Consider the following 13,104-nt stretch of genomic DNA (forward strand, 5'->3'; position numbering starts at 1 on the left):
ATGAAAAAGAGTTTGTTTATCCTCAGCCAGTACCTGCTGCCCCACCACCTGCTGTCACGCCTGGCCGGCTGCATTGCCGAGTGCCGTGTGCGATGGTTCAAGAACGCCTTCACCGCCTGGTTCGCCAAGCGCTACCAGGTGGACATGTCCCAGGCCCTGGTCGAGGACCTGACCGCCTACGAGCACTTCAACGCCTTCTTCACCCGCGCCCTGAAAGATGGAGCCCGGCCACTCGACCCGACGCCGGGAGCGATCCTCTGCCCGGCCGACGGCGCTGTCAGCCAACTCGGCCCGATTGAGCACGGCCGGATCTTCCAGGCCAAGGGCCACAGCTTCAGCGCCCTTGAACTGCTGGGCGGTGACGCGGCACTCGCCGCGCCGTTCATGGGCGGCGAGTTCGCCACCATCTACCTGTCGCCCAAGGACTACCACCGCGTGCACATGCCGCTGGCCGGCACCCTGCGCGAGATGGTCTACGTGCCAGGCCGCCTTTTCTCGGTCAACCAGACCACCGCCGAGAACGTCCCGGAACTGTTCGCCCGCAACGAGCGCGTCGTCTGCCTGTTCGATACCGAGCGCGGGCCGATGGCCGTGGTGCTGGTCGGAGCGATGATCGTCGCCTCGGTCGAAACCGTCTGGGCCGGCCTGGTGACGCCACCCAAGCGCGAACTGAAAACCTTCCGCTACGATGAAGCGGCCCGCGCGCCGATCCATCTGGAAAAAGGCGCCGAACTCGGACGCTTCAAACTCGGCTCGACAGCCATCGTGCTGTTTGGCCCCGACCAGGTGAAATGGGCCGAAAGCCTGGCCGCCGGTTCGACCGTGGCCATGGGCCAGGGTCTGGGCCTGCCACGGAACGCCTGATACGCTGATGGCCTCGCGGGTCGAATCCGTTCGAGCCCGCGAGGCCAGACCACGGACAATCGGTCGCAAGCCGATCCGCGGGACAAGGATGCAGCTGTACCGTATTGCTGCTAGAGTCGTGGCATTATATTGCCACCAATTTTTTGTCACCTCACCGATGGATGATGCACGTTTTCCTTGCTGGAGTTGGCCCGTTAGATGAGCAGTCCAAGCCCCCATCTATTATTGCGCGCGCCGACGCCCACGCAGTCGAGCCTGTCCTTCTGCGATGGAACACCGCGTGACCTGAGACGCTGGATCGCCGAACTACCGAAAGCCAACCTCGGAGAAACTGCGCGCCTGCTGTACCAGGGGCTTGGCGAACTCAACCAGTTGCTCACGCCCAGCGAAAACCGCCTGCAGTTGCTCGAATTGATACGCCCCGAGGTGTATTACGTCTGCAAGCATCTGGAGCGGCACTTCCTCAATCAGTCCGTCGTACTCGACGAGCGTCCACGCAAGGTCGCCAATCTCTGCCAGGCCCTGCAGAATCACCTGGCAATCGGCTACAAACAGATTGCGATGCGCGTCGCCTCCCGCTTCAGCAAGGAACGCGCCGGGCTGATGACCATGGCCATACAACGCGCCCTGCACTGCCTCAACGGCCCACTGATTCGTGCCAGCCAGCTGTATTGCCCGGTGCCGGAGGGCCTGTGGCTCGAAGTGCACCAGCTGTACCAGCTCGCGATTGCCCACCAGGTACAGAATCATCCGGTGCGTGACGAACTGGCCAGCCAGACCCAGGCACTGACCATCGAGCAGACCTATGTCGTTGCCCTGCTGCTGGGCTGCTCGCGCTGCAACCAGATGCGCCAGAACAATATTGCCCGGCTGGCCGAAGTCCTCGAGCCCTGGAGTGCCCGGGTCAAGCTGCAGGATGCCAGCCAGTCATCGAGCCTGTTTGCCGTGGCGCCCGGCGCGGACGCACCACCACGCTATACGTCGCTGTTTGCCGTCGAGCAGCTGCCGAGCCTGATGGGCATCAACACTCTGCCTCTGGTCGAGGCACTGAAGGAATATCTCGAACTGCCTGCCGAGCAGCGCAGCCAGTCACGCCTGCTGGTCCCCGGAGGCCTGAGCCTGGATACCCTGCAACACCTGTGCGCAGCCTGGGGCGAAGCCGCCGAGCGCAGCTTCCAGCGCACGCCGGGACAAGGCTCGTTGACGCTGTGCATCGGCATGAGTGCGCTGCACTTCTACCTGGGCGGCCAACGCCCCTTCAGCGAAATTCTCAATCGCCCCGCTGCCAGCCGCACGGCGCACTTCACCGCCCAGTTGGCCAACAGCACGGAGAAAGACAGCTGGACCCTCGCTTTCGATGCCGAGCGCCATGGCAGCGCCGATACGCTGCTGCCCTACGAAGAGATCCAGTACCATCCGACGGAGGCCGACGTCAGCCAGGCGGCGGCCAACAGCGCCGACGACTTTCCGACTTTCCCCCTGCAGATCATCAACCACAGCCCTGGCGGATATTGCCTGGCCTGGCCACGGGAAGTCCCCAGCCAGTTGCAGGCGGGAGAACTGGTCGGCATCCAGGACCCGGCCTCCCAAGGCTGGAGTGTCGCCGTGGTCCGCTGGATTCGCCAGGTACGCAGTGGTGGAACACAGATGGGCATCGAACTGATCGCCCCGCATGCCCAGCCTTGCGGCCTGCAACTGGTGCGCAACAGCGAGGAAAACAGTCAGTACCTGCGTGCCCTGCTGTTGCCGGAAATCAGCGCCATAGGCATCCCCGCCACCCTGCTGGCCCCGCGACTGCCGTTCCAGGAAGGCCACAAGGTGATGATCAACACCAACGGCGAGGAGCGTCGGGCCGGACTGAATACCCGAAAGGCCAGTACCGGCAGCTTCAATCAGTTCGAGTACCGACTGTTCGAGCAGCCGACAGCGGTGAGGAACGATGCGTCGGCAGGCGGTGCAGCCGCTCCCGAGGAAGACTTCGGCTCACTGTGGAAGACGCTCTAGGAGAGGATTCTGCAGGAGCGGGCCTGTCCGCGAACAGGCCCGGCACCGACAGACAGCGGGTCAGTTGCGCCCGTGGCGATCCGGCAGGCCCAGCAGGTACAGCACACCATCCAGCCCGAGCGTTGAAATCACTTGCCTGGCCGACTTGCGCACCAGCGGCTTGGCGCGGAATGCCACGCCCAGACCGGCAACGCCCAGCATCGGCAAGTCATTGGCACCGTCACCCACGGCAATGGTCTGCTCCAGGCTCAAGCCTTCCTTGGCCGCCAATTCGCGCAGCAGGTCGGCCTTGCGCTGGGCATCGACGATAGGCTCGACCGCCACACCGGTGCACTTGCCATCAACCACTTCCAGCTCGTTGGCGAACACGTAGTCGATCCCCAGCTTCGCCTGCACCTGCCGTGCAAAGTAGGTGAAGCCACCCGACAGGATTGCGGTCTTGTAGCCCAGGCGTTTGAGTTCGGCGAAGAGTATCTCGGCCCCCTCGGTCAGGCGCAGCGAGGCGCCAATCGAATCGAGAACGCTGACATCCAGGCCCTTGAGCAGCGCCAGGCGCTCCTTGAAGCTGGCCCGGAAATCCAACTCCCCCGCCATCGAACGCTCGGTGATCGCCGAGACCTGCTCGCCGACACCCGCGGCCTTGGCCAGTTCGTCGATGACTTCGGCCTCGATCAGCGTGGAATCCATGTCGAACACCGCCAGGCGCCGATTGCGGCGGAACAGCGAGTCTTCCTGGAAAGCGACATCGATGTTCAGTTCCTGGGCCAGGCCGAGGAACTCGGCACGCAGTGCCTGCGGGTCGGCCGCCTCTCCCAGTACCGAAAACTCGACGCAGGCCTTGGTCAGGCCGGTCGGTACGTCCAGCGGCAGGCGCGCCGACAGGCGGTCGATACGCTCGATGTTCAGCCCGTGGCGCGCGGTGACCGCACTGACCTGCTGCAACTGCTCGGCGGTGATCTTGCGACTCAACACGGTGACGATATGACGGTCCTTGCCCTCGCTGTCGACCCAATGCCGGTAGTCGGCTTCCGACACGGCAGTAAACCGCACCTGCTGGCCCAGGCCACTGGCCGTGGACAGCACCTCCTGGAGTACCGGCGACTGCTCGCCACCGGGAACCTCGACCAGGATGCCGAACGACAGGGTGTCGTGGATAACCGCCTGACCGATGTCGAGAATGTTCACACCACCTTGCGCCAGCACGCCGGTAATGGCTGCGGTGAGACCCGGACGGTCTCCACCGGTGATGTTAATCAGGACGATTTCGCGCAAAGCGCACCCCCGTTCGTTAAAAAAGTCGCATTCTACCCACTTTCAGTGACCATCGGCACCGCCAGCGCTTTGCCGGTCTAGGGCCTGTCGCTATACTGCGCGTCAACTTCACGGACAAAAGAGCCGCGCTCAGTGAACCGGCCCACGCCAGTCAAAAACGATAATTTCTTCCTGCTGATCTTCCGGGCACTGCGTCACCGCCGGGTACCGATTGCATTACGCATTGCCAGCCACAACGTGATTCTCGTCGCGCTGGCGTTGGTCATCTACGCCTGCGTGATGGGTCTGCAGTTCAAGGAAGCCATGCACCAGCAGGCCGACGCCCTTGGCCAGAGCCTGACCACCCAGACCGCCACGTCGGCGACCGAGCTGCTGGTGTCCAACGACATCCTCAGCCTCAACGTGCTGCTCAACAACCTGACGAAAAATCCGCTGGTGGCCCACGCGGCAATCTATAGCGTCGACAACCGCATCCTCGCCGAAGCCGGCCAGCGCCCGAAAAGCGGCCTGCTGGGCGAGACCGAAGGTGTCTACCAGACCAAGATCACCTTCCAGGATGTGACCGCCGGCAACCTGCGAATCAGCCTGGACATGGCCCAGTTCCAGCAGCCGATGACCATCAGCCTGCAGAGCATGGGTATCCTCAGCGCCATCCTGCTGGCACTGGCGCTGGCCCTGAGCCTGCGGCTGGGCCGGCATATCTCGACACCGCTGCTGCAACTGCGGGTCTGGCTGCGGGACATGGACGAACATACCCCGGCCACCCGACGCCAGGACGAGATCGGCGATCTTGCCCGCCAGTTGCACTCGCGCTTTGCCCCGGCGAAACTGGAGCCCGAGCCAGAGCCGGAAATCGACTACGACGATAGCGACTACGAGGAAGATGAGCCCGTCGGACAAGGTTTCCAGGTTCGCAATCTGCGTGATCCAAGTTTCGACACCGGCACAGTGGCCGCGCCAGCCAAGCCGCCAGCCCGCCAGGCTCCCCGCCCGGTAGACGCTGAATTGGAACTGGACGACGAAGACCCCTTTGCCGATCTGCGCGAGAGCCCACAAGGCTCGACAGGCGCCGTGGCGAAGCAGGTCACCCCCGCACAACCCCAGCACAGTGCCGTACTTGCCGTACAGCTTGGTGCCCAGGACCAATTGCGCCGCCTGCCACGGGCCCGCCTGACCGAGTTGCTGGAGCGCTATCGCGACTGCCTCGACCAGGCCGCCTCACTCTACCAGAGCGAGCTGCACACCCTGAATGACGGCAGCACACTGATGCTGTTCCACACTGAAGACAGCGGCGACGACTACCTGACCAATGCCATCTGCTGCGGCGAGCTGCTCAGGGCGCTGGGCCATCAGTTGCAGATCGAAGTCGCCGACAGTGGTATCACCTTGCAACTACAACTGGGCCTGACCCTCGGCGACGAGCTGTTCGGCATCAGCCAGATCGACCTGCTGCTGACCGAAACCGCCCAGGACGCCCTGGCGCTGTCGCAACACAGCCGCAACCTGCTGCTGGTTGAGCGGCAGATCAGCGACGACCCGCTGATTCGCCAGCGGGCTCGTATCCGGCCAATCGCCAGCCCCGAAGGCGCCTGCTGCGTGGAACGACTGATGGAGCCCTATCCATCGATGCTCGAACGCCAACTGGCGCGGATGCACGAAAGCAGCAAGTAATCGGTTCTCGCCATAGGCCAGACAACAAAAAGCCCGCAACGAATGCGGGCTTTTTGTTGTCTGGCGACCACCTCAGAAGCGGAACACTTCCATATCCGTACGAATCGGCGTGGCCATCGGGATCTTCGGTTTTTCCGGCTCGGCCTGCTTGGTCGGCGCTGGTGCCGCCGGCTTGGTGCGAACCTCGGCAACCGGTGGCTGGTTGGCGAGCGGCTTGAGCGCCACGCTCAACTGCTCAGCCAGGCGCTGCAGCAGTTCGCCCTGGGCCTGGACCTGTGCCGCCGAAGTACCGGCATGCTGCTGTTCCAGGTGAACGATACGGTTGTCCCGGACTTGGCCGCGACGATCCAGCAGGCGCCATTGGGCATCGAGGATCGCTGGCTGCTTGGTACCGGAATCCAACCGGGTAATCGACAGCAGCACCTGCACATCCGGTGTAGCGCCCGCCGTCGCCGGCGACAGCACGACGCGCTGGCTGTCCAGTCGCCATGCCAGTTGCCGCACCAGCAGCTGGTTGATATCCGAAGACAGGCTGCCCGCCCAACGACCATCGGTCGCTGCTGTCAGGCTGCCATCTGGCTGGCGCTGCAGCAGGGTTTCGCGCTGCAGGTAGTCAGCCAGGGAAACAGGACCCAGCACCACGAACATACCGGTACTTTGTTGAGGCTGGCCCGGCGTGCCACTATCCAATTGATACAAGGAAACCGGTTGGTGAACGCTGCAGCCGGCCAAACCGAGCACGCCGGAGAGCAGCAACATTAAAGGAAGGCGCAGAACAGTCATCATCCCATCCAAGTGGCCACCATTGGGCAGGCCACAGTCTGATCCAGAAAATTCGTTTTGGGCGTTCTGCCATACAGCCGCCCAAGAGGCGCATATCATCCGTGAATATGCGCCATGACTCCAGTAGTGCCGCGCCGATCCTGCACGAAAAAACCAGGACAAGCGCGCTAAACCGCACTAGTTGCCAATTTCTACCAGCAACGCGTCGACTCGCTGGAAGCCGCGTGGCAGTTTGTTGCCCCGGCGACCGCGCTCGCCCTTGTAGTGTTCCAGATCATCGGCCTTGAGTGACAAGGTACGCTTGCCGGCCTGCAAAACCAACGTCGCACCTTCCGGCAGCACGGCAAGATCGCTGACGTATTCTTCGCGACTGGCAACCCGCTCGCCGGGAACGCCAATGATCTTGTTACCCTTGCCCTTGCCCAGCTGTGGCAGGTCGCTGATCTTGAAGATCAGCAGGCGACCTTCGGTAGTGACTGCCGCCAGCCAGTTCTGCTCACGATCGGTCACCGGCCGTGGCGCCATCACCCTGGAACCGTTGGGCAGGCTCAACAACGTCTTGCCCGCCTTGTTCTTGGCCTGCAGATCCTCACCCTTGACCACGAACCCGTAGCCCGCATCGGAGGCGATCACATACAGCGCTTCGTCCTCGGGCAACAGCACGCATTCGAAGCTGGCACCCGGCGGCGGCGTCAGACGACCGGTCAGCGGTTCACCCTGGCCACGCGCCGACGGCAGCGTGTGGGCCGCCACCGAATAGCTGCGCCCGGTGGAGTCGATGAACACCGCAAACTGGTTGGAACGCCCGGCTGCCGCAGTCTTGAAGCCATCGCCCGCTTTATAGGACAAGCCGGTGGCGTCAATATCATGACCTTTTGCACAGCGAACCCAACCTTTTTCCGACAGAACGACCGTTACCGGCTCAGTGGGCATCAGCTCGTTTTCCGACAGCGCCTTGGCTTCAGCCCGGGCAACGATCGGTGAACGACGGTCGTCGCCATAGGTTTTCGCATCGGCGAGCAGCTCGCTGCGCACCAGTTTCTTCAGCTTGGCTTCGCTGGCCAGCAGCGCTTGCAGCTTGGCCTGTTCCTTGAGCAGCTCGTCCTGCTCGCCGCGCAGCTTCATCTCTTCCAGCCGCGCCAACTGGCGCAGGCGGGTGTCGAGAATGTAGTCGGCCTGGATCTCGCTGAGGGCGAAACGTTCGATCAGCTTGGCACGCGGATGCTCCTCGGTACGGATGATATGGATCACTTCATCCAGGTTGAGGTAGGCGATCAGCAAGCCGTCCAACAGATGGAGGCGCTTTTCGACCTTGTCCAGGCGGAATTTCAGGCGGCGCCGGACAGTGTTGACCCGGAACTCCAGCCATTCCAGCAGCAAAGAACGCAGGTTCTTCAGTTGCGGCTTGCCGTCCAGGCCAATGATATTGACGTTGACCCGGTAGCTGGACTCCAGGTCGGTGGTAGCGAACAGGTGCTGCATCAGCTCTTCGGGGTCGACCCGGTTCGAACGCGGGATGATCACGATCCGGCAGGGATGCTCGTGGTCGGACTCATCGCGCAGGTCGGCGACCATCGGCAGCTTCTTGGCCTGCATCTGGGCAGCAATCTGCTCCAGCACCTTGGCTCCGGAAACCTGGTGGGGCAATGCATGCACGACGATATCGCCGTCCTCGACGCGGTAGACCGCGCGCATGCGTACCGAACCACGTCCGGTCTCGTAGATCTTCAGCAGGTCGGCCTGGGGCGTGATGATTTCCGCCTCGGTCGGATAGTCCGGGCCAGGCACGAACTTGCACAATTCCTCGACCGTAGCCTTGGGATCGTCCAGCAGGTGCACGCAGGCGTTGGCGACTTCCCGCAGGTTATGCGGCGGTACGTCGGTAGCCATGCCCACGGCGATACCGGTGGTGCCATTGAGCAGGATGTTCGGCAAGCGTGCCGGCAACACCGCAGGCTCTTGCAGGGTACCGTCGAAGTTCGGCACCCAGTCCGCGGTGCCCTGGCCCAACTCGCTGAGCAGCACTTCGGAATAACGCGACAACCGCGATTCGGTGTAGCGCATGGCCGCGAAGGATTTCGGATCATCCGGCGCGCCCCAGTTACCCTGGCCGTCGACCAAGGTGTAGCGGTAGCTGAACGGCTGCGCCATCAGCACCATGGCTTCGTAGCAGGCCGAGTCACCGTGGGGGTGGAACTTGCCGAGCACGTCACCGACGGTCCGCGCGGACTTCTTGTGCTTGGCGTCGGCATCCAGCCCCAGCTCACTCATGGCATAGACGATCCGCCGTTGCACTGGCTTGAGGCCATCGCCGATGTGCGGCAGTGCACGGTCCATGATCACGTACATGGAGTAGTTGAGGTAGGCCTGTTCGGTGAAGTCAGCCAATGACCGGCGTTCTACGCCATCCAGGCTGAGATCAAGGGATTCGCTCATGCGGGCCTCATCAGTTCGTAGTCTGGCGCAGCAGCAAGGTGCCGCCACGCTGGGTGAATTCAAGTTGTTTCAAAGCGCTCATGCCCAACAATACCTGCTCGCCATCCAGGCCCGGCGCCACCAGGGCCCGCACATCCCGCAGGAGGATATCGCCCAGTTGCACGCTGTCGAGCCGGGTTCGATAGCCCTCGGCTCGCCCGTTGGCGGTGTCCAGGGTGACCGGCGAACCTCTCGCCAGCCCCAGGCGATCGGCCAGCGGGGCTGGAATCGCCACATCGGTAGCGCCAGTGTCGAGCATGAACTGCACCGGCGCCCCATTGATCAGGCCATTGGCGACAAAATGCCCGTGGCCGTTCCCGGCCAGGCGGACCTCTATATAACCCTCGCCCTGTTGCGAGGTGACGACGCTATTGGGGTTTTCCTGGCGATCCTCCCACTGGCCGAAAAATCGCGTGGCGAGAAACAGTCCGGCACACCAGGCCATGATCATCAGCACGCGACCGGCGCGCTGCCCGGGCTGCTGGCTCATGGTCGGGCGCTCCAGCCGCCATCCGGCGCGGCAAAGCGCCAGACGATCGGCCGAGCCTCACCGTCGGCGCGGGCGCCGTCGTTGTTGTCCAGACCGATCCAGGCGCCATCGGCGTCGACCACCAGGGCTTCGGCCAGGCCGTAGTTCTGCGGATAACGGCGCGGCTCGGTCAGGGCCTCGGCGGCAAACGACCAGCAACGCTCGACCGCACCACTGCCTGCATCGCGGCGGCAAACCCGATAGGCGTTGCGTTCCAGGGTAAACAGCTTGCCGTCGAACAGCGACAGGTCGGCGAAGTCGCGAGTCACTGCCTTGGCGTTCGGGAACTGCGGCGGCTGCATCTCGTTGCCGTCTTCACTGAGCAGCACGCAGTTGCCCTCGCAATCCCACTGTGCCGGTTGCCGCTTGAGCAGCAGCAAGCCACGTCGCTCGCGCTCGGCCGCCAGCCACAGGCGATCACCTCCAGGGCTGACTGCCAGGCCTTCGAACACGGCGTTGAAGTGCAGCAACATGCCATTTTCCCGAGCCTCACTGACCAGCCTTGGGGAAATTGCCAGCCACTGCGGCGCACCGTTTGGCGGCACTTTCAGCACGGCAGCATGGGCTTCGCTGACGATATAGCGGTTGCCCGCGTCATCGCAGCTGACGCCCTCGAAATCCAATACCCCGCCGCGAATGAACGAAGCCGCCCAGGCCTTCAGCCGCAGGCCCCAGGACAGACCGCTGTCGGGCGCCGGCGGAACTTCGAGGTGCACGCCTTCGGCCTTCCAGACGCGACTCGAGGTATCCAGTCGATAGAGCAGGTCGTCGTCGCGATCCGAAATCGTCCACAGCTCCTGGCCACACAGCGCCAACCCGGACAGGTTGCCACCGTGCATGCCCTCGACCGGATGCTCGGACAACAGCTTGAGCTCCGGTACCGAGTCGGCGAGCGCCGGCCACGCAACCAACAGCAACAGCGCCGCGAGGGCTCTGCGCATCAGACCAGCACCTCGGCCAGGTTGCCCTTGGACTCCAGCCAGGTCTTGCGGTCACCGGCGCGTTTCTTCGCCAGCAGCATGTCCATGATTTCCGCCGTGGCTTCGAAATCATCCAGGGTCAGCTGCACCAGTCGCCGGGTGTTGGGGTCCATGGTGGTTTCACGCAATTGCGGCGGGTTCATTTCACCCAGGCCCTTGAATCGGGTGACCTGCGGTTTGCCGCGTTTCTTCTCGGCCACCAGGCGGTCAAGGATGCCATCACGCTCGGCGTCATCCAGCGCGTAGAAAATCTCCTTGCCGAGGTCGATCCGATACAGCGGCGGCATCGCCACATAGACGTGACCGGCATCCACCAGCGGCCGGAAATGCTGGACGAACAAGGCACACAGCAAGGTCGCGATGTGCAGGCCGTCAGAGTCGGCGTCGGCGAGGATGCAGATCTTGCCGTAGCGCAGTTGGCTAAGGTCCGCCGCGCCGGGATCGACGCCGACGGCCACCGCGATATTGTGCACTTCCTGGCTGGCGAGCACTTCACCGCCATCGACTTCCCAGGTGTTGAGGATCTTCCCGCGCAGCGGCAGGATCGCCTGGAACTCCTTGTCTCGCGCCTGCTTGGCCGAACCACCGGCAGAGTCACCCTCGACCAGAAACAGCTCGGCACGCATCGGATCCTGTCCGGCGCAGTCGGCCAGCTTGCCCGGCAGGGCCGGGCCCTGGGTAACGCGTTTGCGCTCGACCTTCTTGCTTGCCTTCAGGCGGCGGCCAGCGTTGTTGATCGCCAGTTCGGCCAGTTGCATGCCCAGCTCGGGATTGGCGTTGAGCCACAAGCTGAAGGCATCCTTGACCACGCCAGAAACGAACGCGGCGGCTTCACGGGACGACAGGCGTTCCTTGGTCTGCCCGGAGAACTGCGGCTCCTGCATCTTCATCGACAGGACGAAGGCAATCCGCTCCCAGACGTCTTCCGGTGCCAGCTTCACGCCGCGTGGCAGCAGGCTGCGGAACTCGCAGAACTCGCGCATGGCATCGAGCAGGCCCTGGCGCAGGCCGTTGACATGGGTACCGCCCTGGGCGGTCGGGATCAGGTTGACGTAGCTTTCCTGGATGCTGTCGCCGCCTTCCGGCAGCCACAGCAAGGCCCAGTCGACCGCCTCCTTGTTACCGGCCAGGCTGCCGCAGAACGGCTCGTTGGGCAGACGCTCGAATTCGCTGACCGAATCCACCAGGTAGGAACGCAGGCCGTCCTCGTAATGCCACTCGACCTTCTCGCCGGTGCCCTTGTCCTCGAAGCTGACCAACAGCCCCGGACACAGCACCGCCTTGGCCTTGAGCACATGCTTGAGGCGGCTGATGGAGAACTTCGGCGAATCGAAATACTTCGGGTCCGGCGAGAAATACACGCTGGTCCCGGTGTTGCGCTTGCCGACGCTGCCAACCACTTCCAGCTCGGTGGCCTTGAAGCCGTCGGCAAAGGTCATCTGGTACTCGTTGCCGTCACGCTTGACCTTGACCCGCACCTGGGTCGACAAGGCGTTGACCACGGAGATACCCACGCCATGCAGGCCGCCGGAGAACTGGTAGTTCTTGTTGGAGAACTTGCCGCCGGCGTGCAGCTTGGTCAGGATCAGTTCGACACCGGACACACCCTCTTCCGGGTGGATGTCCACCGGCATGCCACGGCCGTCGTCGCAGACTTCCAGGGAGTGGTCGGCATGCAGGATGACCTGCACCGACTTGGCGTGGCCGGCCAGGGCTTCGTCGACACTGTTGTCGATGACTTCCTGGGCGAGATGGTTCGGCCGACTGGTGTCGGTGTACATGCCCGGACGTTTACGCACCGGGTCGAGGCCCGAGAGGACTTCGATGGCGTCTGCGTTATAGGAGCTAGCGCTGGGAGTGGCCATGGGGTCTCGTCATCAGTCGTCTATGAATAGGGGTCATTCTCAAAGTGCAGAGAAATCGATCGTTTGGTACTTATCGGCACCGATGCCGGCAAAGCTGAGCAACGCCGGCAATTGTCGGGCAAAGCCCTGGAAGCCATGGTCGCCGCCTGCCTGGATACGCAAGGCACACGCCCGGTAATACTGTTGCGCGGCGCGATAATCAAGGGTTTCATCGGCTGTTTGCAACCATACCTGATACCGCTGCGGGTCCTGGGGCGGCGGTACTTCCAGCGCGGCCAGGGCCGTCACGTGGTCCAGGGTCAGTTCCCAGGTTTCGCCGCTGTAGAGGTTCTGCTGCGGGCCGAGAAAGCCGTCGAACATCCGGTGCGGGCTGACCGCCGGGTTGACCAGCAGGGCCTTCAGGCCATGGCGTTCGGCCAAGTGAGTGGCATAGTAGCCGCCGAGCGAGCTGCCGACCAGCAGCGGACGTCCGAGTTCGGCGATGGCGGCCTCGAGCTGGGCCATTGCCTGGCGCGGGTGATGATGCAAGGTCGGGACCCGCAGTTGCCCGGCCAGCCCCAGGCTCGCCATCACCGCCATCAGTTGGGTGGCCTTCTTCGACTCGGGCGAGCTGTTGAAGCCGTGGATATACAGGATAGAACCGGACATGTCATCGCTCTCC

The 13,104-nt window shown here is 63.3% G+C and carries 10 protein-coding genes; 3 read left to right on the forward strand and 7 right to left on the reverse strand.

The features are described from left to right. On the forward strand, positions 1–864 hold the full coding sequence (gene asd, locus AC6I6U_RS00680) for an archaetidylserine decarboxylase (protein WP_497880174.1): 864 nt from the start codon (positions 1–3) through the stop codon (positions 862–864). Positions 865–1,062: 198 nt separating this feature from the next. After that, positions 1,063–2,868, forward strand: a complete 1,806-nt coding sequence (locus tag AC6I6U_RS00685) for a cyclic-di-GMP receptor FimW-related protein (RefSeq protein WP_497880175.1) — start codon at positions 1,063–1,065, stop codon at positions 2,866–2,868. Between the two features lie 60 nt (positions 2,869–2,928). Here AC6I6U_RS00685 and serB read toward each other — a convergent pair whose 3' ends face one another. After that, a complete protein-coding gene (gene serB, locus AC6I6U_RS00690) occupies positions 2,929–4,140 on the reverse strand; it encodes a phosphoserine phosphatase SerB (protein WP_497880176.1) in 1,212 nt (403 codons plus the stop codon). A 132-nt stretch (positions 4,141–4,272) separates the two neighbouring features. On the opposite strand from serB, the gene AC6I6U_RS00695 reads away from it, so the two are divergent. Beyond that, positions 4,273–5,811 carry an AhpA/YtjB family protein gene (locus AC6I6U_RS00695; RefSeq protein WP_497880177.1) on the forward strand — a complete coding sequence of 513 codons (1,539 nt, stop codon included), beginning with the start codon at positions 4,273–4,275 and terminating at the stop codon, positions 5,809–5,811. Between the two features lie 72 nt (positions 5,812–5,883). On the opposite strand, the gene AC6I6U_RS00700 is transcribed toward AC6I6U_RS00695, so the two are convergent. From AC6I6U_RS00700 to AC6I6U_RS00725, 6 genes are all read right to left on the reverse strand, one after another. Further along, a complete protein-coding gene (locus AC6I6U_RS00700; RefSeq protein ID WP_497880178.1) occupies positions 5,884–6,594 on the reverse strand; it encodes a PqiC family protein in 711 nt (236 codons plus the stop codon). Between the two features lie 177 nt (positions 6,595–6,771). Continuing rightward, entirely contained in the window at positions 6,772–9,030 is a 2,259-nt protein-coding gene (gene parC, locus AC6I6U_RS00705) for a DNA topoisomerase IV subunit A (RefSeq protein ID WP_497880179.1), read from the reverse strand. A 10-nt stretch (positions 9,031–9,040) separates the two neighbouring features. Then, positions 9,041–9,559 carry a retropepsin-like aspartic protease family protein gene (locus AC6I6U_RS00710; RefSeq protein ID WP_497880180.1) on the reverse strand — a complete coding sequence of 173 codons (519 nt, stop codon included), beginning with the start codon at positions 9,557–9,559 and terminating at the stop codon, positions 9,041–9,043. Then, positions 9,556–10,539: an esterase-like activity of phytase family protein gene (locus AC6I6U_RS00715; protein WP_497880181.1), complete on the reverse strand. Its 984-nt coding sequence runs from the start codon at positions 10,537–10,539 to the stop codon at positions 9,556–9,558. Before AC6I6U_RS00715 ends, AC6I6U_RS00710 begins: the two co-directional genes overlap by 4 nt. Continuing rightward, positions 10,539–12,443 (reverse strand): DNA topoisomerase IV subunit B, encoded by a 1,905-nt coding sequence (gene parE / locus AC6I6U_RS00720; protein WP_497880182.1) that lies wholly within the window; start codon positions 12,441–12,443, stop codon positions 10,539–10,541. Before parE ends, AC6I6U_RS00715 begins: the two co-directional genes overlap by 1 nt. Positions 12,444–12,482: 39 nt before the next feature. Continuing rightward, positions 12,483–13,091, reverse strand: coding sequence for a YqiA/YcfP family alpha/beta fold hydrolase (locus AC6I6U_RS00725; protein ID WP_497880183.1), 609 nt, complete (start codon positions 13,089–13,091; stop codon positions 12,483–12,485). Positions 13,092–13,104 lie beyond the last annotated feature (13 nt).

The sequence above is a fragment of the Pseudomonas sp. UTLPPB19802 genome (genome assembly GCF_059730225.1).